The 21,876-nt window shown below is 73.5% G+C and carries 15 protein-coding genes; 5 read left to right on the top strand and 10 right to left on the bottom strand.

Annotated elements, in window-relative coordinates; genetic code table 11:
- Positions 1 to 26 precede the first annotated feature (26 nt).
- From Sspor_RS35885 to Sspor_RS35905, 5 genes are all read right to left on the bottom strand, one after another.
- Complete coding sequence (locus Sspor_RS35885; protein WP_202202824.1) at positions 27 to 1,097, bottom strand: threonine aldolase family protein; 1,071 nt, start codon at positions 1,095 to 1,097, stop codon at positions 27 to 29.
- A complete protein-coding gene (locus Sspor_RS35890) occupies positions 1,094 to 1,798 on the bottom strand; it encodes a DUF2461 domain-containing protein (RefSeq protein ID WP_202202825.1) in 705 nt (234 codons plus the stop codon). Before Sspor_RS35890 ends, Sspor_RS35885 begins: the two co-directional genes overlap by 4 nt.
- Entirely contained in the window at positions 1,795 to 3,183 is a 1,389-nt protein-coding gene (gene glyA / locus Sspor_RS35895) for a serine hydroxymethyltransferase (RefSeq protein ID WP_202202826.1), read from the bottom strand. The genes Sspor_RS35890 and glyA overlap by 4 nt, the downstream gene beginning before the upstream one ends.
- A gap of 46 nt (positions 3,184 to 3,229) precedes the next feature.
- The gene (locus Sspor_RS35900) at positions 3,230 to 6,499 is read right to left on the bottom strand and encodes a non-ribosomal peptide synthetase (RefSeq protein ID WP_202202827.1); all 3,270 of its coding nucleotides are present in this window, start codon (positions 6,497 to 6,499) and stop codon (positions 3,230 to 3,232) included.
- A gap of 96 nt (positions 6,500 to 6,595) precedes the next feature.
- The gene (locus Sspor_RS35905; RefSeq protein ID WP_202202828.1) at positions 6,596 to 8,470 is read right to left on the bottom strand and encodes an AfsR/SARP family transcriptional regulator; all 1,875 of its coding nucleotides are present in this window, start codon (positions 8,468 to 8,470) and stop codon (positions 6,596 to 6,598) included.
- 200 nt (positions 8,471 to 8,670) lie between these two features.
- Between Sspor_RS35905 and Sspor_RS35910 the strand changes: the two genes are divergently transcribed.
- On the top strand, positions 8,671 to 8,892 hold the full coding sequence (locus Sspor_RS35910) for a hypothetical protein (RefSeq protein ID WP_202202829.1): 222 nt from the start codon (positions 8,671 to 8,673) through the stop codon (positions 8,890 to 8,892).
- 139 nt (positions 8,893 to 9,031) lie between these two features.
- Here the strand turns inward: Sspor_RS35910 and Sspor_RS35915 are convergent, their stop codons facing one another.
- Complete coding sequence (locus Sspor_RS35915) at positions 9,032 to 12,091, bottom strand: AfsR/SARP family transcriptional regulator (protein WP_272934857.1); 3,060 nt, start codon at positions 12,089 to 12,091, stop codon at positions 9,032 to 9,034.
- Between the two features lie 160 nt (positions 12,092 to 12,251).
- Positions 12,252 to 12,722: a MarR family winged helix-turn-helix transcriptional regulator gene (locus tag Sspor_RS35920; RefSeq protein ID WP_237404177.1), complete on the bottom strand. Its 471-nt coding sequence runs from the start codon at positions 12,720 to 12,722 to the stop codon at positions 12,252 to 12,254.
- A 382-nt stretch (positions 12,723 to 13,104) separates the two neighbouring features.
- On the opposite strand from Sspor_RS35920, the gene Sspor_RS35925 reads away from it, so the two are divergent.
- Positions 13,105 to 14,598 (top strand): FUSC family protein, encoded by a 1,494-nt coding sequence (locus Sspor_RS35925; protein WP_202204062.1) that lies wholly within the window; start codon positions 13,105 to 13,107, stop codon positions 14,596 to 14,598.
- Here the strand turns inward: Sspor_RS35925 and Sspor_RS35930 are convergent.
- Positions 14,588 to 16,885 (bottom strand): HelD family protein, encoded by a 2,298-nt coding sequence (locus tag Sspor_RS35930; protein WP_202202832.1) that lies wholly within the window; start codon positions 16,883 to 16,885, stop codon positions 14,588 to 14,590. The genes Sspor_RS35925 and Sspor_RS35930 overlap by 11 nt on opposite strands.
- A 141-nt stretch (positions 16,886 to 17,026) precedes the next feature.
- Here Sspor_RS35930 and Sspor_RS35935 point away from each other — a divergent pair, with 141 nt between their 5' ends.
- From Sspor_RS35935 to Sspor_RS35945, 3 genes are all read left to right on the top strand, one after another.
- Positions 17,027 to 17,620 carry a GNAT family N-acetyltransferase gene (locus Sspor_RS35935; protein WP_202202833.1) on the top strand — a complete coding sequence of 198 codons (594 nt, stop codon included), beginning with the start codon at positions 17,027 to 17,029 and terminating at the stop codon, positions 17,618 to 17,620.
- A gap of 210 nt (positions 17,621 to 17,830) precedes the next feature.
- Positions 17,831 to 18,967, top strand: a complete 1,137-nt coding sequence (locus Sspor_RS35940; RefSeq protein WP_202202834.1) for a nitric oxide synthase oxygenase — start codon at positions 17,831 to 17,833, stop codon at positions 18,965 to 18,967.
- Positions 18,968 to 19,022: 55 nt separating this feature from the next.
- Positions 19,023 to 20,087 carry a lactonase family protein gene (locus tag Sspor_RS35945; protein WP_237404178.1) on the top strand — a complete coding sequence of 355 codons (1,065 nt, stop codon included), beginning with the start codon at positions 19,023 to 19,025 and terminating at the stop codon, positions 20,085 to 20,087.
- 91 nt (positions 20,088 to 20,178) lie between these two features.
- On the opposite strand, the gene Sspor_RS35950 is transcribed toward Sspor_RS35945, so the two are convergent.
- Together Sspor_RS35950 and Sspor_RS35955 are read right to left on the bottom strand one after the other, a co-directional pair.
- Entirely contained in the window at positions 20,179 to 21,093 is a 915-nt protein-coding gene (locus Sspor_RS35950; protein ID WP_202202835.1) for a sirohydrochlorin chelatase, read from the bottom strand.
- A 96-nt stretch (positions 21,094 to 21,189) separates the two neighbouring features.
- Complete coding sequence (locus tag Sspor_RS35955; protein ID WP_202202836.1) at positions 21,190 to 21,876, bottom strand: uracil-DNA glycosylase; 687 nt, start codon at positions 21,874 to 21,876, stop codon at positions 21,190 to 21,192.

A 21,876-nucleotide genomic window follows, 5' to 3' on the forward strand; every position in this document is an offset into this window, starting at 1 on the left:
GCTACTTCGCTCTCTTCCGCTTCTTCTTACGGGCGTCCCGAGGCCGCGGTGTCCCGCGCCCCGCCGACGACATCGGTCATCACGGCGGTCAGCACCCCGAGGGCCCGCCGACACGCCTGTCGTCCTGCGTCCAGATGAGTGACCAGCCGGACCGTCTCCGCGCCCGGCGCGGTCACCAGTACTCCTTCCTTGGCGGCCCGTGCGACGACCTCGTCGGCGCCGGGAACCTCGATGAGGACGATGTTGGTCTCCGGCGGGCGCACGGTGAACCCCGCGTCCCGCAGCCCCGCCGCCAGCAGCGCGGCGTTGGCGTGGTCCTCGGCGATCCGCTCCACGTGGTGGTCCAGGGCGTACAGTCCCGCCGCCGCCAGGATGCCCGACTGGCGCATCCCGCCGCCCAGACCGTGCCGCAACTTCCCGGCCCGCGGCAGACTTTCGGCCGGCAGCAGGAGCACCGACCCGACGGGCGCGCCGAGTCCCTTCGACAGGCACACGGACATCGAGTCGGCCGTCCGCCCGTACGCGCGCGCCGAAGTGCCGGTCGCGGCCATCGCGTTCCAGATCCTGGCCCCGTCCATGTGGACCGACAGACCCAGGCCGGACGTCAGTTCGCGTACGGCGCGCAGCGTGTCCAGCGGGTGGACCGTACCGCCGGCCCGGGTGTGGGTCTGCTCCACCTCCACCGCACGGGTGCCCAGCGTGTACGGGTTCCCCCGCCGGACCACCCCGGCCAGCAGGGCCGCGGTGACCACCCCCCGCTCCGCCGCCACCGTGCGCGTCTGGATCCCGCCGTAGCGGGCCGGGGAGGCCTCCTCGTGCGCCAGGATGTGCGCCTCCGCGTCGCACACCAGCTCCTCGCCGGGACCGACGAGGAGCTGGAGGGCGATCTGGTTGGCCATCACCCCGGACGGGGTGAACAGGGCCCCGGAGAAGCCGAAGAGCCCGGCGAGCCGGTCCTCCAGCGCGCGGACGGTCGGGTCCTCCCCGAACAGGTCGTCGCCGACCTCGGCCCCGGCCATCGCGGCCCGCATCCCGGGACCCGGCCGGGTCACCGTGTCGCTGCGCAGATCGACGGTCTCGAAACTCCCGATGCTCATGACGGTACGTCAACTCCTCGCTCGCGGGGCCGTGGGGTGAGTTCGCGGGCCGCCACCCAGTCCAGCAGCGGGCGCACCAGCCGCCAGGTCTCCCGTACCAGCTCTCCGGCGCGTGCCGTGTGCAGCCCGGCGTCCGGGCCGAAGCGGCGCCCTGCGTCGATCTTGCGGTGGCGCAGCAGCCCCAGCCGCGGATGGTCCGCCGGGACCCCCCGCGGCCGGGACCTGAGCCGGTCGCCGCCCAGGACGAACCCCTGGCCCTCCAGCCGGCCCGCGATCGCGGCCAGTTCCGCGCCGCCGTCCTCCTCCTCGACGGCGGCGCGGTACCGGGCGACCTCGGCCCCGGCACAGGGGTACCAGCGGCCGGAGGCGTACAGGCCGTGCCGGTCCAGGTGCACCCAGAAGCCCAGGCAGGGCAGCAGATCCAGGTAGGCGCCCTGGTAGGTCTTGTACGGGGACTTGTCGTGGGACATCCGGGTGTCCCGGACCGGGCCGAGCACCGTCACCGCGCCCGGTCCGGTCGACTCCCCGAAGGCCGACTCCTTGAACCACGCGCTCAGTTCAGCGGCCAGCTCGTCCATCGGCGCACGTACGTCACGCTCGTACCGCTCGCGGTGGCGCAGCCGCCACGCGTCCTTGCCGTTGTCGTCCGCGAGGTCCTCGTACAGGCGCAGTGCCGAGGGCGGGAAGCCGCTGAAGGTCACGGCAGATACCCCGGCAGAGGATGGGCGGCGCACAGCTCGGACACCCGGGTTCGCACCCGGTCGCGCAGCGCGTCCGGCAGAACACCGCCCCGCTCGCGCAGCGCCGTGAGGACGTCCGCGACCAGGTCGGCGCACTCGGCGGCCACCGCGTGGTCCATCCCGCGCGCGGCCAGCGTGTTGGTGCCGAGCCGCAGCCCGCCGGTCACCCGGACCGGGGTGGTGTCACCGGGGACCCGGTTGCGGTTGACGACGATCCCGCAGGACTCCAGGGCCTGCTCGGCGACGTCCCCCGTGACGCCGGTGCCCCGCAGGTCCAGCAGCACCATATGGGTGTCCGTACCCCCGGTGACCAGCCGGAACCCACGGTCCGAGAGGCGTCCGGCGATCGCCTGCGCTCCGTCGGCGAGCCGCTTGGCGAGCTCCGCGAAGTCGGGGCTCGCCACGAAGTCCAAGGCGCGCGCCTTGGCCGCCACCGACGCCAGGTCGGGCGTCCCCTGGGTGAAGGGGAAGACGGCGCGGCGCAGGGTGGCGGCCATGGTGCCGCGCTCCGGTCCGGCCTTGCGGGCCTCCCGGCCGAGCAGGATCAGCCCGCCGCGCGGGCCGTACAGCTGCTTGTAGGTGCTGGTGGTGGTCACATGGGCGTGGTCGACCGGGCTCTGGTGGAGGCCGGCCGCGACCAGTCCCGCGATGTGCGAGATGTCGGCCAGGAGATAGGCGTTGGCCTCGTCCGCGATCTCCCGGAAGCGGGCGAAGTCGATGCTGCGCGGGTACGCGCTCGCCCCGCAGACGATCAGCTTCGGCCGGTGCTCCAGGGCCAGTTCACGGATCTGCTCGTAGTCGAGCAGCCCGTCCGGGGTCACCCGGTAGCCGTGGGCGCGGTAGTGGCGGCCGGTCACCGAGGCGGGGGAGCCGTGGGTGAGGTGGCCGCCGCAGTCCAGGTCCAGCCCGAGCAGGGAGTCACCCGGGTTCAGCAGCGCCGTGATCACGGCGAGGTTGGCGGAGGAGCCGGAGTGCGGCTGCACGATCGCGTCCTCGGCCCCGAACGCCGCGCACGCCCGGTCGATCGCGAGCCGCTCGATCTCGTCGGCGACCCCGCAGCCGGCGTGGTAGCGGTTCCCGGGGAACCCCTCGGCGGTCAGGTTGCCGAGCGCGCTGCCCCCGCAGGCCAGGACGGAGGGGTCGGCGACGCTGGACGCCGCGACCATCATCAGGGTGTCGCGCTGGCGCGCCGACTCCCGGGCCAGCAGCGTGTACAGCTCGCCGTCGCGCTCTCTGAGCCGTGTCGCGGCGTGCCCGGCGAAATCGACCAGGTCGGGAGCGGGCCCGGGGCCGGGTGCCGCGGGCAGCTCCGGCCCGGTGACGGGCGCGGGCAGGGTGAGACTCATGACTGTCCCCTCTCGGAATGGTCCGTGATGACCGTGCTGGGCCGGCCTAGGCCGACGCGCCGGGCTCGTCCGCCTCCAGCTCGCCGAAGGCCTCCGCGGCGGCGACCGCCTCCGCCCCGTGCTGCCCGTCCGCGGCGATCTTCTCGGCGAGCTCGGAGACCACCGGGTTCTGGAACACGGTCTTCACCGGAACCGGCACTCCCAGCAGCTCCTTGAGGAGGCCGGCCAGCCGGGTACCGCTGAGCGAATCGCCGCCGAGGCTGAAGAAGTTGTCGCCGGGCGCCACCCCGTCCAGGCCGAGGATGTCGGCGACGGCCGCGCACAGCACGAGCTCCAGCGCGCTGCCCGGCCCGTCCCCGGCGTCCCGTACGGCCGCCTCGTCGGCGGACTGCTGCCGCCCGGCGGAGGAGGCCAGCAGCAGCCGGTCCACCTTGCCGTTGCGGGTCAGCGGCAGCTCCGGCAGCACGGTGAGCGCGGCCGGCACCATGGAGCCGGGGAGCTGTGCGGCGAGGCGTTCCAGCACCGGCCCGGCCGCGTCCTCGTCGGCCACGACGAAGGCGTGCAGCCGCCGCACCCCGTGGGCGCTGGCCGGGGCCACCACCACGGCCGCCTCGACCGCGGCGTCCTGGCGCAGCACGGCCTCGATCTCGCCGAGCTCGATCCGGTGGCCCTGGATCTTCACCTGGAAGTCGTCCCGGCCCAGGATCTCGATGCTGCCGTCCGGCAGGTACCGGCCCAGGTCCCCGGTGAGATAGGCGCGTTCGCCGCTCTCCGGCAGGTGCACGAAGCGGTTCGCGGTGCGCTCCGCGTCGTTCCAGTAGCCGAGCGCGAGCCCGACGTCGCTGGCCACGGCCATCTCGCCGACCACGCCGAGCGGACGCTCGTAGGCGGCCGCGTCGACGATGTAGTAGCGCTGGTTGGTGATCGGTTTGCCGTACGGGATGCTCGTCCAGGCCGGATCGACCTCGCCGATCGGCTGGAACAGCGACCAGCAGATCGTCTCGGTCGGACCGCCCGAACCCACCACCTGGATCCGGGGGCTCTGCGCCCGCAGCCGGTCCGGCAGCGTCAGCGGGATCCAGTCGCCCGAGAGCACGGACAGCCGCAGGGACTCCAGGGGTCGGCTGCCGCCGCGCCGCTCGCGGACCTCGGCCTCGCCGACGAGCAGTTCCATCAGGACGGGTACGGAGTTCCACAGGGTGACCCGCTCCGCCTGCACCAGATCGGCCCAGACATCGGGCTCGGCGTGCTCGAACGGCGGCGGCAGCACCACGGTCCCGCCCTGGGTCAGCACCCCGAACACGTCGTAGACCGAGGCGTCGAAGTGCAGCCCGGAGATGGCCAGCAGCCGGTCCCGCGCACCGACCTCGAAGCGCTCGGCGACATCACGGATCAGGTTGACCACACCGATGTGGTCGACCATCACGCCCTTGGGCTCACCCGTCGAGCCCGAGGTGAAGATCGTGTACGCGAGGTCCGCCGGGGTCTGCGCCGTGTCGGGACGGGTGTCCGTGCCCGACTCGAAGTCCTTGTCCACCCGGTAGCGGCGGGCCGTGGGGGGCCAGCTGATCCGGGATTCCAGCCAGGACTGGGTGAGGATCCGGTCGGCCTTGGCCTCGGCGAGCAGGCGGCGCAGCCGCTCCGGCGGCACGGACGGGTCCAGCGGCAGGTAGGCGGCGCCGGCGGCGAGGATCCCGTACACCGCGGCGTACTGCTCCCAGCCCTTCTCCATCACGACGGCGACCAGCTCGCCCGGGGCCACCCCGTGGTCCCGCAGCGTGTGCCCGATCCGCCAGGCGTACGAGGCCAGTTCGCCGTAGCTCAGCCGCCGTCCGGCGGCGTCCACCACGGCCTCGGCCTCGGGAGTGCGCTCCGCCTGCCGGGCGAACAGCTCGTGCAGGGTGGTGTACGGGATCTGCCCGGCGGTGTCGTTGACCCGGCGGCGCAGCGTCCGCTCGGCCGGCGGGATCAGGTCGAAGCGCGCGGTGTGCAGGCTGTCCGGGTCGTCGGTGAGCCGGGTCAAGAGGTCCACGTACACGCCGAAGGCGGCGTCGACGAAGCCGGGCGCGAACGCCCCGTCGACGAAGTCCCAGATGACCCGCAGCTCACCGGCCAGCTCGCGCAGCTGTACGTCGAGCGAGACCTGCGGGGTCTGCGAGATCGAGTACACCTCCCGGCCCAGGTCCGTGACGGGCCGGCGCACCGGATAGTCGAGCAGGCTGGTCACGACCACCGGCATGCCGGCCTGCGCGCCCACCCCGTGCAGCCGGGTCAGCTCGCGCAGCACCCGGACACCGTTGAAGGCACCGTGCTCCGCGTCGCGGGCGAGCTGGTCGCGCAGGGCGTGCGCCCGGTCCAGGAAGGTCGCGCCCGAACCGTCGGCGGCGAGCATCACGGCGTTGGTGAAGTCACCGAGCACGCCGGTGATGTCCGGGTGCACCGCCGGGCGCTGGAAGACCGGGTAGTTGATGGTGAAGTCGGACTCCTCCGCCCAGCACCGGACCACCTCGGCGAAGGCCGCGGTGAGCAGGACCGACGGCGTCAGACCCGCCTCGTGCGCGCGTGCCGAGAAGCGCTGCCAGTCCGCGGGGGAGAGGCGGTGCTCGCGCCGGTCGAAGCGCACCTCGCGCCCGGTGCCCGCGGAGCCGCCCGTGGGCAGCGAGGGGGCCGGCGGGAGGGTGGGCACCCGCTCCAGCCAGTAGTCGCGGGCGGTGCGGAAGGCCTCGGTGTGCGGCAGGGCGTCGGCGCGCCAGCGGGCGTACTCGGCGAAGCCGATACCGGGCTCCGGGAGTTCGGCGTCCGGGTCCTCGTACAGGTCGACCAGCTCGGGGAAGAGCACCTGGAAGGCGCTGGAGGCGTCCAGCACCTGCAGGTCGATCCCGAGGTGAACCCGGCTCAGGTTCCCCGGACCGCCCAGCCGGATGATCCGCAGGTCGAACAGCGGCCAGCTGCCCACCGGGAAGACCACGTGGCTCATCTCGTCGCGCAGCTCGGCGAGCCGTTCCCGGGAGGCCTCGGCGGACAGCTCGCTCAGGTCCACGACCGGTATGCCGAAGGGCAGCGGGTCGGCCGGCACCCACTGGGTGCCGTCCGTGCGGCCGATGGCGCGGAGCATGTCGTGACGGGCGACCACCTTGCGCCAGGCGGCGGCGAACCGCTCGGCGTCGAGGTCCGCGCGCTCCCATTCGAAGTATCCGTAGCAGCCGATTCCGCCGAGCTCGACTGCTTCACCTCGCCCGATCATCAGTGCCTGCTGCGTCTCTGTCATCGGGAAGGACGCGGCACTGTCCGCGCGAGCGGGCAGGAGCTCGGTCATGGTCCAACTCCATTCGGTGTCACGGGCCGTTGGCCGTGGGCTGGTGCGTGGCGGGGTCGTACGGGCCGGAGCGCCCTGCTGCGGGGCAGGCCGAGGCTAGGGGCGGTGAGTTAGCCGCCGGTTATGTTCCGTCCGGGCGGCGGGCTTGCGGTCGGGCGGGGCCGCCTCGCCCAGGGAGAGTGCGAAGAGCCGTACGAGCGGGTGGAACAGGTAGCAGGGCTGGCCCCACTCGTCCGCGCCACTGACCTCCAGCAGGGCCGCATCGGCGAGCGCCTCCAGCAGCCGCTCGGCCTCGGTCTCGGGCAGGCTCAGCGACATCGCCGCGTCCGCGGCCGGGAACGGCTGCGGCCCCAGAGCGGCCAGCGCCGGGAACACCGCCCGCACCTCGGGGTCCAGCGCCCGCCACGACGGCAGCAGCGAGCCGTGCACGTCCAGATCGCCCGAGTGCAGTTCCCGCAGCCGGGTCAGGGGATCCGCCAGCCTGCGGGCCAGCCGGTCCGGGGTGGAGTGCGGCCGGGCGGCGATCCGGGTCCCCGCGATCCGCAGGGCCAGCGGCAGACCGGCGCAGTGCTCGACGATCGCGGACGCCGCACCGGGTGCCGAGGCGACCCGGGCGGGGCCGGCCGCGGCCGAGAGCAGCTCCAGCGAGTCCCCGGGCGCGAGGGGAGCCAGGGCCACCGTGTGCGCCCCGGCCACGGTGGGCAGGGCCGTCCGCCCGGTGACCAGGACCGCGGGCTCCGGGGTGTTGGGCAGCAGCGGCCCCAGCTGGGCGGCCCCGGAGGCGTTGTCCAGCACGATCAGCAGCTGCCTGCCCCGGATCCGCTCCCGGTAGAGGCGGACCAGCTGGTCCTGGTCCTCGGTGGCCGGCACGTCGTCCATCGGGCCCAGCGCGCGCAGCAGCCCGCGCAGCACCCGGGTGGGGTGCCGGGGCGTACCGTCGGGCGCGCGCAGGTCGGCGTACAACTGCCCGTCGGGGAAGTGCCGCTGGCAGCGGTGGGCCGCGTGGACGGCCAGAGCGGTCTTGCCGAGCCCGGCCATACCGGTGACCAGGACCCGGCGGGGCCGCCCGGAGCCCTGCGCGTCGGGGGCCAGCGCCCGGCACAGCAGCTCCAGTTCGGGCTCCCGGCCGGTGAAGTCGACGGTGTCGGGGGGCAGCATGGCCGGGGCGCCGTCGGGCCGGCCGGCCGCGTCCCGCCGGGTGCCGCCGCCGAGGACGGCGGGAGCGGAGCGCGGCTGCCGGTCCAGCGTGCCCTCCAGCAGCGCCCGGTAGGTGGCCTGGAGCTCCTCGCCGGGATTCACGCCCAGCTCGTCGGCGAGCACCGCGCGGCCGTGATGGTAGAGGTGGATGGCGTCGGCCTGCCGGCCCGACCGACACAGGGCGGTCATCAGCTGGCACCGGATGCGTTCCCGCAGCGGGAACTCGGCGACCAGGCCGGTGAGCTCACCGGTGATCTGCTCGTGCCGGCCCAGCGCGAGGTCGGCCGCGATGCGGTGCTCCAGCGTGACCGCCCGGGCCTCGGTGAGCCGCGGCGCCTCGGCGTCGGCCAGGTACTCCGTGGCGTTGGCGAAGGGCATCCCGTTCCACTGGGCCAGGGCGCCGCGCAGCAGCTCACCGGCCTTGTCGAAGTCCTCGGCGATCAGCGCCTCGCGGCCCCCGAGTGCCAGCTTCTCGAATTCACTCAGGTCAAGAGTCGCATTACCGATGCTCATGGCATATCCGGGCGGCCGGCGATCGATCAGAACGTCCTCGCCGAGAATCTTGCGCAAGCGGGAAACATAGGTGTAAAGCTGTGCGCTGACGGTGGCCGGCGGAGCCCAGCCCCACAGCAGCCGGCACAGCCGTTCGTCGGAGATCACCTCTTCACGGGCCACGAGGAGCGCCGCGAGCACGGTGTGCAGCTTCGCCCCGGAGAACGCGACCCGGCGGCCGTCCCGCCGTACCTCGACTGGCCCGAGCACTCGGAATTCCATGTACCGCCCCATCCGTGATTCATGGAGAAGAATCTCTGAACGAAGCTAGTGGAGCGCGTTGTCTCCTCGATATCGTGGCGATTTCGAGGGCGGACCGGGTCACGAAATCGATGGAACACGGAAGGAAAAGGAGGCGTCCCTACTGTTCCATTCGTGCCGCAGCGAGCGGCAGTGATGCTCCACCGAGAGGGGATTCCCAGATGCGCAGCACGCGGACGGCGAAGACGGCGAACACCACGGCGGCGGCCTGCCTGGTCGTTCTCGCGGGGGTGTTCGCCGGCACGGGGGGAGCGGCGGCGGTCCTGGCGGACACGCGGACCACCACGCAGGCGGACGACGACATGCCCTGGGGCATCGTCAAGCCGCTGGACCCGCCGCGCGACGGCTCCGCCGGCAAGCACGGCGACATGCCCTGGGGCTGACCCGCCCCCGCCCGTTCCCGCCGGGTCACTCGCGGATGCCATGTCGACCAGGCCGTGCCGCAGTCCGCGGAAGATCTGGTTGCGCCGGTACGGCGGCGGGTCCTCGACGAGCGGGGGTCTCGGCCTGCTCCGGCACCCGCTACGCCTTATCGTCCTCCGGGTGCGTCAGCAGCAAGGTCAACTCCGCCGCGGTGAAGGAACGATGCGGCAGCTCACCGGCGCTCCCACCGCCCGCCGCACCCGACGCGTCCGCGGCACCCGACGCGTCCGCCGCACCCTGGACCGCCGCCAGCAGCCGGCCGGCCTGCGCCCGCCAGGGCTGCGCGCCGACCTCGCCGAAAGCGGCCCGCGCCCGCCGGAACCTCTCCGCCGCCGCCGCCGAGCGGCCGCCGATCGCCTCCACGCATCCGAGATCGGTCTCCACCCGGGCGTACAGGAAACGGTCCGCCAGCTCATCCGTGATCTCCAGGGCCTGCTGCAGCGTGCCCCCCGCCGCCGTCAGCAGGCCCTGGCTCCACTGCGTCTGCCCCAGCCCCCGCAGCGCGTGTGCCTCCCCGACCCGGTCGCCCTCGCCCCGGGTCAGCCGCAGGACCGCGCCGAAAGCCTCCGCGGCCTCGCCCAGATCTCCCGCGCGCAGCCGCACCTCGGCGAGCCGGTACACGCTCTGCGCCTCCGCCCGCACCGATCCGGTACGCCGGCTCAGCGCCACCGCCTCCTGGGCGAGGGGCAGCGCCCCGCCCACATTGCCCCGGTCCAGCTCGATCTGCGCCTGGAAGCCGAGCAGATGGGCCTCGTTCCCGATGTCACCCGAGGCGTGGAAACCGCCGAGGGCCGCCTCGCAGTACTCCAGGGCCCGCTCCCAGTCGCCCTGGAACCGCGCGCACATGGCCAGGTTCCGCTGGGCCAGCGCCGCCCCGCCCACGTCACCGGTGTGGCGCAGCAGCCGCAGCGCGGCCATGTTCCAGCCCTCGGCCTGCTCGTACCGCCGCTGGTAGATCGCCAGCGACCCCAGCAGCCGCAGCATCGTCGCCTCGCCGGGCTCGTCGCCGCCGCGCCGGGCCGAGGCCAGTGCCTGTTCGGCGCAGCGCTGCCAGTCCTCCAGATAGTTCTTCGTCTCGAAGTGCGGTACCGCGCTCTCGGTCAGCGTCCACGCGTACCGGGCCCGGCCCGTCTCCGCCGCGTGCGCCACCAGGTCCGTGACGGCCGTGCGCTCCGACTCGAACCAGTCCATAGGCGTGGCCAGCAGCTCGTCGGCCAGTTCCGGCAGGAAGCGGGGGGCCGCCTCCGGTGTCCGGCCCACCGGGAACTCCCGCCCGTCGATCCGCCGGTGTGCCTCCTCGGCCAGCCAGAGCCAGGCCGCGAAGGCCCGCTCCAGGGCGGCGTCCGTCTCCCCCTCCGGCTCGTCTGACTCCGCCCGCTCGCGGGCGAAGAGCCGCAGCAGGTCCTGGAACCGGTAGCGGGCCGCCCGCCCCGGCTCGGCGTCGGCCACCTCCAGCAGCTGCGCGTCGACCAGGTGGTCGATCAGCTCCTCCGCGTGCCACACGTCGGTGTCCAGTACGGCCGCCCCCGCCCAGGCCGCGAAGTCCGCCGTGCGCAGCAGCCCGAGCCTGCGGTACATCCGGGCGGCCTCGGGCGGCAGGTCCCGGTAGGTGAGCCGGAATCCGGCCCGCACCCCGCCCTCGCCCGGGCTCAGCACGTCGAGGCGCGAGCGGTGGTCGCGCAGCCGCGCCACCAGGCTCCGTACGCTCAGACCGGGTTTGGCCGCCAGCCGTGCGCCGGCGATCCGCAGCGCGAGCGGGAGGCAGTCGCACAGGGCGCCCAGCTGTTCCACCGCCACCGGGTCGCTGCCGAACCGGTCGGCCCCGGCCAGCTTGATCAGCAGCGCCGTCGCCTCGGTCGGCTCCAGCATCCGCAGGCGCAGGGTCAGCGCCGTGTAGTCCCCGGTGAGATCGCCCAGGCTCTCCCGGCTGGTGGCCAGCACCACGCTGCGTCCGCCACCCGGGAGCAGGGGTCTGAGCTGGTCGAAGGAGCGTACGTTGTCCAGGACGATCAGCGTCTTGCGGGTGCTGAGCAGGCTCCGGAACAGCGAGGCCCGCTCGTCGGGGTCGGCCGGTATCTGGGGCGCGCCGATCCCGAGGGCGCGCAGGAACCGGTCGAGCACGGCGGCGGGGGACACCGGCGCGTGCTCCTCGTCGTACCCGCGCAGGTCGGCGAAGAGCTGTCCGTCCGGGAACTGGTCGGCGACCTGGCTCGCCCAGTGCACCGCGAGCGCGGTCTTGCCCACCCCGCCCACGCCGACGATGGTCGCCAGCGCCGGGGTGTGAGGGTTGTACGGCTCCTTCAGGAGCCGGTCCAGGGAGGCCATCTCCCGCTGCCGGCCCGTGAACGCCATCACGTCCGCGGGCAGTTGCGCCGGGACGGTGCTCAAGGCCGCCGGCGCGGGCGCCGCATGGGCGGGGGGCCGGGTCAGTTCGGGGGAGTCGTGCAGGATCAGCTCGTGCAACTGGCGCAGTCCGGGACCCGGTTCGATCCCGAGCTGCTCGGTGAGTAACCGGCGGCCCTGCAGGAACACGTCGAGGGCCTCGGCCCGCTGCCCCGACCGGTACAGGGCCAGCATCAGGTGTTCGCGGCACTGCTCGCGCAGGGGGTGGCGGGCGACCAGCTCGGTGAGCTCACCGGTGAGCGCGCGGTGCCGGCCCAGCTGGAGCATCATCCCGGCGCGTTCCTCCATCAGCGCCAGCCGCATCTGCTCCAGCCTGGTGGTCTCCGCCTCCAGCCGGGAGCCGGACGGCTCGTCCGGCGCGGAGCCGCGCCAGATGCTGAGCGCCTCCTCGAACTGCGTGCACGCCTCCTCGGTCCGTCCGTGCCGGGCGGCGTCCCGCCCCTGCTCGGCCCGCTCCAGGAATTCCTGGACGTCGATCCGGTGCTCGCCCTTGGCCAGCAGGTAGCCCGGCGGAGAGGTGATCAGCAGATCGGTCACCCCGGCCTGTTTGAAGGTCTTGCGGAGGGTGGCCACGCAGATGGCGATCTGGTTGCGGGCCGTCGCCGGGGGAGATTCCGGCCAGACGGCGTCCACCAGGGTGTCCACCGACACGATCCGGTCGGCGTAGAGCACCAGCATGGACAGGACCGTGGCCTGGCGTCGGCCATGGATACGCAGCGGACCGTCATCGGTCTGGACGAGCAGCGGCCCCAGCACTCTGAAGACAAACCGATTCAAAAGGTCCCCCGGCCTTGAAACCCCGCGTCAGGCGCGAACGGTACCGCAAAGAGCGTTCCTCGGTGCAGTCAACTCTTTGGAAAAACACGGGCGGTTTCAGGCCAGCTTGTCCGTATAGCGGTGGACACGTGCGCGGGCTTCACGCAGAGTCGTCGGATCCGATCGACGACAACGCGCCGGACAGCCCCCGCAGCACCTCGGCCGTGCGGTGCACCTCTTCCTCGCCGCCGAGGCCCTCGCACAACTGCCGGGCGAGCTCCGCGAGACAGGAGTCGATCTCCCGCTTCGCGGCCGCGCCCTGCTCGGTGGCGGTGAGCAGCTTCGCCCGCCGGTGCGCCGGATTTTCCAGGTAGATCGCGAGCCCCTGCCGCACCAGCAGGTCCGCTATGCGCTGCACGCTCTGCCGGGTGGTCCCCACCCGGCGCGCCACGGCGGACACGGACAGTGATTCATCCGTCACCGTGCTGAGTATCTGCCAGCGCGCCGCACTGAGCCCCGAGGCGAGCGCGAGCCGGTCCAGGGCCGCGGTGAACCGTCCGTTCAGCCGGAACACCGCCACGGCGGCCCGGCTGAACGCCTCGGCCTCCCCGGACTCCGCCGTTCGCGTCAACGTCGGTCCCCTTCCGTACGTCCCGCGGGTCGCTGCACGATAACAGCGCGTGGTCACGGGGACGAGAGTCGGCCACGACGGCGCGACCCGGCCGGTGGGCGGCTCCCGTCGGGGGTGGTCCGATGGCAGTCCCATGGCCGACATGTCCGTGCCCCAGCTGTACCAATGGCCCAGTGCTGGAGGGCCGGGTTGAGCCAGTGGGCCCCCGGATGCTTATCTGTGGCGTATCCATGTACTTACGGCGCCGCGCAGCGCCGGACGGCAACGAGGCCGGTTCCGGAGCGCGGCGCCTTCGCCGTGCCCGTCCGCCGCCCACCACCCCCGGGCGGCGTCTGGCCGGCGCGCACCACTGCAAGGGGGGCGGCACACCGCCGTGAAGAGGATGTTCGTGGCTCCGGATCCGGGGCGTATGAGACTGCGGAACTCGGCCCGCGCGGTGATCGGCGTCGCCGCCGCCGTCGCGCTCGCCGAAGTGTGCGGTCTCTCCCAGACCGCCTCCATCACCGGGGGGCTGGCGGCCCTCCTCGCCCTCTTCACCGTTCTCGACGCGGACGTCCGCGCCCAGCGCCTCACCACCGCCCTGCTGCCCGTCGCCGGATTCCCCGTCCTGGCCCTCGCCACCGCCCTGCACGGGGTGCCGCTCGCCCGGGACGCCGCCTTCCTCGCCGTGGTGTTCGCCGGGGTGTACGCCCGCCGCTTCGGCCCGCGCGGACACGCCCTCGGGATCTTCGGCTTCATGATGTTCTTCGTCACCCAGTTCCTGCACGCCCGGCCCGGGCAGCTGCCCGAGCTCTTCGCCGCGGTCGGCCTGGCGCTCGTCGCCTCCGGAGCCGTGCGTTTCCTGCTGTGGCCCATCGAGCGGCGCACCCCGCCCCCCGCGGCCCCGCCCGGCCTGCCCGGAACGGGGCTCGCGCGGCCGACCACCCGGCAGGCCTTCCAGGCCACCGCCGCCTGCGCCTTCGCGCTCGGCATCGGCCAGGCGCTCTCCGACGACCGCTGGTACTGGGCCGTCGGCACCGCCTGGTGGATCTTCGTGAACACCGCCTCCCGGGGCGAGACCCTCGTACGGGGCTTCCGCCGCGTCCTCGGCACCGTCGTCGGCATCGCCGCCGGGCTGCTGATCGCCGTACCCCTGCACGGCGCGCCGGCGCCCACCGCCGCACTGGTCGCCGTATGCGTCTTCGGGATCTTCTACACGGCCGCGCCCTCGTACTCCTGGATGATGTTCTTCGTCACCGTCATGGCAGGTCTGCTCTACGGGCTCCTCGGCGTCCTGCACCCCGGACTGCTGCTCCTGCGCTTCCAGGAGACCGCGATCGGCGCACTCGGCGCCGCCCTTGCCGTCGTGATCATCCTCCCGGTCACCACCCACGCGGCCAACGACGCCTGGATCCAGCGCGCCCTGCACTGCGTACGCGCCTGCACCGCGGCCGCACTGGACCGCCTCGCGGGCGACCCGGACGCCGACCCCGCCCCGCACGCCGCCGAACTGGAGCTGCTCCTGGGCCGGGTACGGATGGCGCTCGCGCCCCTCGTGCACCCGCTGAGCCCGCTGCGCGCCCGTAAGGCCCGGGCCCGGCAGGTGCTCGCGCTGCTCGACGACTGCGCCCGGGACGTACGCGGGCTGGTCACGGTCGCCGCCGACCCCCAGGCCTCGCACGACGCCCGGCTGGCCGCCGCCTGCTGGCGCGTGGAGGCGGCCGTGGAGGCCCTGACCGCCCCCGGCGCCACCACGGAGCTCGCCACCGCACCGCACCCCCGGCCGGCCGCCGCGGAACCGGCCCTCGCCCACCTCCACGGCCTGGAGCACACCCTCGTGGCCCTCGCCACGCCGCTGCGCACCGACCCCCGGGCGCCGCTCGTCATCAGCGCCTGAGCAGACCCTCCGCGGACTCCGCCAGCCCCGCCGGCAGCCGGCCGGCGGTGTGCACCACCCCGAGGGCCTGGGTGGCCCGCGTCAGCGCCACGTACAGATCGCTCGGCCGGAACTCGGCCGGCTCCACCACGATCACCGTGTCGAACTCCAGCCCCTTGGCCTGGCGCGGGTCCAGCAGGACCACCTCCCGGGTCAGATCCGGCTCCGCGCCCTCCCGTACCCCCGGCAGTACGGCGGCCAGCGCCGCGTGCCGCGCCCGCGGCGCGATCACCGCGAGCCGCCCCTCGGCGGGCAGCTCCCGCGCCACGGCCTCCCGGGTCGCGGCCGCCAGGTCGCCGGTGGGGTGCGCCCACGGCAGCACGCCGGTGGCCCGGACCGAACGCGGCGGCTCGAAACCGGGATCGCGCGTCCGCAGCACGGCCGCCGCCACCTCCATGATCTCGGCCGGCGTGCGGTAGTTGACCCCCAGCCGGACCAGCTCCCAGCGCTCGCCCACGTACGGCGCGAGGATCCGCTCCCACGAGCCGCACCCCGCCTCGTCGGCCGTCTGCGCCGGATCGCCGACCAGCGTCATGGAGCGGGTCGGGCAGCGCCGCATCAGCAGCCGCCAGGCCATGGCGGACAGCTCCTGCGCCTCGTCCACGATGACGTGCCCGAAGGCCCACGTGCGGTCGGCCGCGGCCCGCTCGGCGGTGCTGCGGTGGTCGGCCTCCTCGTGGCGCTCGGCCATCCGCTCCGCGTCGATGATGTCGTGGGCCGCGAGGAACTCGTTCTCCTCGTCCTCGAACTCGTACGACTGCGAGCCCTCGGAGAGGTCCAGCACCCCCTGCGCGTAGGCGATGCGCCGCTGCCGGTCCCGCTCCTCGGCGGCCCGCCGGGCGCTGTCGTCCTCGCCGAGCAGCTCGGCCGCCTCGTCCAGGAGCGGCACGTCGGCCGGGGTCCACCGCGGCCGGGCCGAGGGCGCGCGCCGGATCAGCGCGGCCTCGTGCGCGGGCAGGTGCGTGGGCTCCGCGAGGAAGTCGGAGATCAGCCGCTGGGGGGTGAGGGAGGGCCACAGCGTGTCGATCGCCGCGTGCACGGCGGCGCTCGTCGCGATCTCCTTGCCGAGCTGGGCGACGTCGTCCGGGCCGAGCAGGTTCGGTCCGCCGTACGGATCGGCGCCCAGCCGGTCGGCGAGCTGCGCGGTGAGCGCGTCGATGATCGGGAAGGCGAAGGAGGGACGCGCCTGGTTGTGCGGCAGGCCGGTGGCCCGGGCGCGGTCCCGTGCCTCGTACGCCATGGTGCGGTCCAGCAGCAGGGTCCCGTACTCCTCGTGGTCGATCTCCAGCGCCGGCTCGGGGACGGTGTCGTACTCCTCGCCGGTGTCCGCCGGGAGGGTCTCCGGCAGACGCTGCCGGTCGGCCACCACCCGGGCCAGGACCTCCGCCATGGCGGCCCGCCCCTTGACCGCGGCGGCCCCGGGGCGGTCGGTCCCGGTGGCGTGCACACCGGGGAAGAGCTCACCCGGGGTGGCCAGCAGTACGCCCGTCTCGCCGAGGGCGGGGAGCACCCCGCCGATGTAGCCGAGGAAGGCCGGGCCCGGTCCGACGATCAGTACCCCGCGCTTGGCGAGCAGCTCCCGGTGCGCGTACAGCAGGTACGCGGCGCGGTGCAGCGCGACGGCGGTCTTGCCGGTGCCGGGACCGCCCTCGACGACCAGCACCCCGCGGTGCGTGGAGCGGATGATCCGGTCCTGCTCGGCCTGGATGGTGCGCACGATGTCGTGCATCCGGCCGGTCCGGGCGGCGTCGAGCGCGGCGAGCAGCACGGCGTCCGCGTCGGCGCCCTCGTGCCCGGTGCGCTCCGCGTCGGTCAGGTCGAGGATCTCGTCGTGCAGGGCGGTGACCACGCGCTCCCGGCTGCTGATGTGCCGGCGGCGGCGCAGACCCATCGGGGTGTGACCGGTGGCGAGGTAGAAGGGGCGGGCCACGTCCGCGCGCCAGTCCAGGACCAGCGGGGTGCGGTCGGTGTCGTCGGCCCGGATTCCGAGCCGGCCGATGTGGTGGTCCCGGCCGTCGGAGAACTCCAGACGGCCGAAACAGAGGCCGTTCTCGCCCGCATTCAGCGCGGAAAGCAGACCGGACTGCTCGGCGACCAGGACGTCCCGCTCCAGCCGGGCCTGAAACCCGGTGCCGACATCGCGCAGTGCCCCTTCGACCGCCCGTTCGGCCTGGTCACGCAATCCGTCGAGGCGTCGATAGAGGTCGGTGACGAATTGCTGCTCTTTCCGGAATTCCTCGGTTGACAATTGCACTCCTGCCGCGATACAGTGTCCTCGTAAGCTTCCTCACGGCTCCGTTCTAAGCGAAGTCGTGAACCATTGAATATACGCTCTTCCCTCCCTCGGCAGCCAATTCGGCCGGGGGATTTTTTGCGTACGGTGGATCCCATGACCACCGCACACGGCTCGGCCGACGGAATCGTCTACCGCCTCGCGCGCCCCGGGGACGCGGGTGCCATCGAGGCCCTGGACAGCTCCTTCACCACCGCCACGGTCTTCGAGGTGAGCGACCCGGGCTCCGGCGATGCCGCGGGCTTCGGCTTCCTGCTCCGCGAGGTCCCCGTGGACCCGCCCGTGCACAAGGTGTTCCCGCCGGAGGAGCACGACGAGCAGGTCTTCGGCGGCGGGAAGGACTCGGACGCCGACGCGCGGACCTTCGTGGCCCTCGACGGCGAGCTGCTGTGCGGGTTCGCCGCCGTCGGCTACACCGCCTGGAACCGGCGGCTGACCGTCGAGGACATCGAGGTCGCGCCCGGCCACCGGGGCCGCGGCATCGGCAGCGCACTGATGGACCGCGCGGATCGGTTCGCCCGCGAACGGGGCGCGGAGCACCTGTGGTTGGAGGTCAGCTCGGTCAACGCCCCGGCGGTGCACGCCTATCGGCGCATGGGGTTCACCTTCTGCGGCCTCGACACCGCGCTGTACGGCGGCACCCCCGCGGCCGGCGAGCAGGCGCTCTACATGAGCCGCCCCTGCCGCTGACCGGAATGCGGACAACTCCCGGAACGCGCCGGATCTTACGCCCCCGCGCGCCCTGCCGCAGCCCGATCCGTGAGGATCACCCCAAGGTGTGCTCCGTGGCTGACAACCACCCCACGCTGACCTGCGGCATGTACAACGGGTAATTGTTTACTGCACATTCATCCGACACGTACAGGGTGGATCTGGTCGGACAGGGGGTAACGGCCCGGAATGGAAATTCTTCAACAGCGCTCCACCACCGCTCAGGTGTGGGAAGCGGCCGAGGAGTTCATCCGACTCTTCCACCGGGAAACCGCGGACGCCGGCGATCCGCGCGCCCGCCTCGCCGCCGTGCGGGCCGAGCTCGCCGAGACCGGCACCTATGTGCACACCCCCGAGGAACTCGCCCACGGGGCCCGGGTGGCCTGGCGCAACAGCAACCGCTGCATAGGGCGGCTGTACTGGAACTCGCTGCGGGTCCGCGACCGCCGCGGGGTCACCGACGCCGACGACATCGCCGCCGAGTGCTTCGACCATCTGCGCGAGGCGACCAACCGGGGCCGGGTCAGGCCCACGATCACGGTCTTCGCGCCGGACACCCCGGACCGCCCCGGCCCGCTGATCTGGAGCGAGCAACTGGTCAGATACGCGGGTTACGGCGACCATCCTTCGATAACCGTCGGCGACGCCCGCAACGCCCCGCTCACCGAGGCCCTCCTCCGGCTCGGCTGGTCCGGCGGCCCCGGCACCCCCTTCGACCTCCTGCCGCTGGTGGTCCAGGGTGTGGACGACAAGCCCCGCTGGTTCGACACCCCCGCGGACGCCGTCCTGGAGGTGCCGATCGACCATCCCGACGGCGGCGGCTGGCCGGAATGGGGGCTGCGCTGGCACGCCGTACCCGCCATCTCCAACATGTGCCTGGAGGTCGGCGGCATCCACTACCCGGCCGCGCCGTTCAACGGCTGGTACATGGGTACCGAGATAGGCGCCCGCAACCTCGCCGACACCGACCGCTACAACCTCCTCCCGGCCGTCGCCCGCCGCCTCGGGCTCGACACCTCCAGCGACCGGTCCCTCTGGAAGGACCGCGCACTCGTCGAACTGAACCGGGCCGTCCTGCACTCCTTCGACCGCGCCGGGGTCACCATCGCCGACCACCACTCCGAGTCCCGGCGGTTCCTGTCCCACATGGAACGCGAGGAGCGCAAAGGGCGCGAGGTGGGTGCCGACTGGTCCTGGATCGTGCCGCCGATCTCCGGCTCCGCGACCCCGGTCTTCCATCGCACCTACGAGGACCGCAGCAGCAGTACCGCCTACGTCCACCACCCGGGCGCGCAGGAGCGGGCCCAAGGGCGGGATTTGGTCTAGACCTTCTGTTACCGTCGGCTCGGGACGGATCCGGCAGCGGTGAGAGGGGTCAGACGTGGGCGGTGCGGACATCAGGGACCGGAGCGGTGAACCCCGGGCCTACATCGGCTCGTTCACCTCGGCGGGCGGCCGCGGGATCACCACGGCGGCCGTGGATCCGAAGACCGGGGCGCTGACCCCGCTCGCCGTCACCGCCGCCGAGGACCCCTCATACCTCGCGCTCGCCCGGTCCACCGGTGTGCTCTACGCGGTGAACGAGACCGAGCCGGGCACGGTCACCGCCTTCCGGCGCACCGTGACGGGCCTCGCCCCCCTCGGCGCGGCCGTCCGCGTCGGAGGCTCCGGACCCACCCACCTCAGCGTGGCCGGGCGCAGGCTGCTCACCGCCAACTACACCTCCGGCAGCGTCGGCAGCCTCCCGCTCGCCCCCGACGGCCGCCCGGGCGGGCCCTCCCGTGTCCTGCCGCACCAGGGCTCCGGCCCCGACACCGGCCGTCAGGAAGGCCCGCACGCCCATCAGGTGCTGCCCGACCCGACCGGCCGCTGGGTGCTGAGCGTGGACCTCGGCACCGACTCGGTACGGGTCTGCGCGCTCGACCCGGCGACCGGGGCGCCGCGGGTGCACACCGAGACCCCGCTGCGCGCCGGGACCGGCCCCCGCCACCTCGTCTTCCACCCCGGGGGCGCGGTGGCGTACGTACTGCACGAGCTGGAGCCGCAGGTGACCGTCTGCCGCTGGAACGCGGCGTCCGGGCGACTGGAACCGGTCGGTGAGGTTCCAGTGGCCTCCAGGGGCACCTCAGGGGCCGTCAGGGCCTACCCCTCGGCGATCGTGGCATCGCCCGACGGCCGCTTCGTCTGGGCCGCCGTCCGCGGAGCCGACGTGATCGTCACCCTCTCCCTCGCCGACGGGCCCGCAAAGCCGCAGCTCACCGGCGCCGTGGACTGCGGGGGTGCCTGGCCGCGCGATCTCACCGTCGCCCCCTCGGGGAACCGGCTCTACGCCGCCAACGAGCGCTCGGGGGACGTCACCTGGTTCGACGTGGACCCGCTGGCCGGGCAGCCGCACCGGGCCGGCTCCCTGGCCGTGCCCGCGGCCACCTGCGTGGTCCTCGGCTGACGCGGCCGCGCGGGGCACGGGGAAGGGCCCCCGTCGGCCACGGGAGACCGTGGCCGGCGGGGGCCCTTCGCGTCGTGCCGGTGCGGACGGGTCAGTGTGCGGCGGCGTCCTGGGCGATCCCCAGCGCCGCGGCGTACTGCGCCACGGCCAGCTTGCCGAGCGCGCCGTAGGCGCCGAGCACCTCGGCGGTGGCGCAGTCGGCCTCCTTGCAGGCGGTGTCGAGCAGCCCGTCGGCGGCCTCCGGTCCGATCAGGTACGGGGCGAGCGCGAGCAGCGTGGAACCCTCGCGGCGCAGCTGCTCGGCGACCGACGCCACCGAGCCCTCCTGGTCGAGCGCGGCGGCCTTGACGGGCACGGCGAGCCGGGCGGCCAGCAGCATGCCGGTGATCCCGGCGGCCTGTACGGCCTCCTCGCCACCCGTGGTGGCCAGGACGATGCCGTCGGCGGCGGTGGTCACGGTGAAGAGCCGGGCGCGGTCGGCGCGGGCCAGGCCCGCCTCGGACAGCCGCACGTGCAGGCCCTCGGCCAGCAGCGGGTGCGGGCCGAGCACGTCGGCCAGTTCGGCGGCGGCCGAGGAGTCCATCAGCGCCTGGCGGATCCGGCGGAGCAGATCGCTGTCGGGGCCGGCCAGCAGCGGTACGACCACGGCGTCCGGGCCGGTCGGCGCGGGCACCTCGTGGCCGGCGGCGCGGGCGAACTCCGCGCGCGCGACGCGCTCGGTCGCGACGGCGGTCAGCACGCCGGACAGGGACGGGAACTCGGTGGCGTCGTCACCTTCGAGGAAGCCGATCCGGGCGTCGAGGCCCGGCAGCTCGGAGCGGCCGATGCTGATGATCTCTTCCGCGAGCCCTCGCGAGGCGGCCGAGGGGGCACCGGGCACGGCGAGCACCAGCGCGGGCGCGCCCTCGGGCGCCACCGCGGGCTCGGGCCGGCGGTGCCGTCCGGTCTGGCGGGGTCGCGGCATTCGTACGGGCAGGCCATTTGCGGGCCCAGTGGGGGAGCTCATGGCGCCGCATGCTACTGGCTTATCGGAACAAGGTGTTCGGGCAGGGCCTTCCCGCGAGGCATCTGTCCGTATTTATCCGGTGAATATCAGATACGTTCAACTGACGGACGGCAAGCGCCAGTCCACAGGCTGTGAACCCTGGCCCACCAGCAGTTCGTTCGTCCGGCTGAACGGCCGGGAGCCGAAGAACCCGTAGTCGGCGGACTTGGGGGAGGGGTGCGAGGACTCCACGACGGGCAGTTCGCCGAGCAGCGGCCGCAGGTTGCGGGCCGCCCGGCCCCACAGGATGGAGACCAGCGGTTTGCCGCGCGCGGCCAGGGCCCGGATGGCCTGGTCGGTGACGGCCTCCCAGCCCTTGCCCTGGTGCGCGTTGGAGCGCCGGGGCGCGGTCGTGAGCGACCTGTTGAGCAGCAGGACGCCCTGCCGGGTCCACGGGGTGAGGTCGCCGTTCGCCGGGCGGCCGGTGCCGATGTCCCGGTGCATCTCCAGGAAGATGTTGTCGAGGCTCGGCGGTACCGGCCGCACGTCGGGGGCGACCGAGAAGGACAGGCCCACCGCGTGCCCGGGTGTGGGATAGGGGTCCTGCCCGACGATCAGTACCTTGACCTCGTCGAAAGGCTGTTGGAAGGCGCGCAGCACATGGGCCCCGGCCGGTACGTAGGTCCGCCCCGCGGCGATCTCGGCGCGCAGGAAGTCGCCCATGGCGGCGATCTGCCCCGCCACCGGCTCCAGAGCACGGGCCCAGCCCGGCTCGACGATCTCGTTCAACGGTCGTGCTGCCAC

The sequence above is a fragment of the Streptomyces spororaveus genome, assembly GCF_016755875.1.
GTDB lineage: Bacteria > Actinomycetota > Actinomycetes > Streptomycetales > Streptomycetaceae > Streptomyces > Streptomyces spororaveus.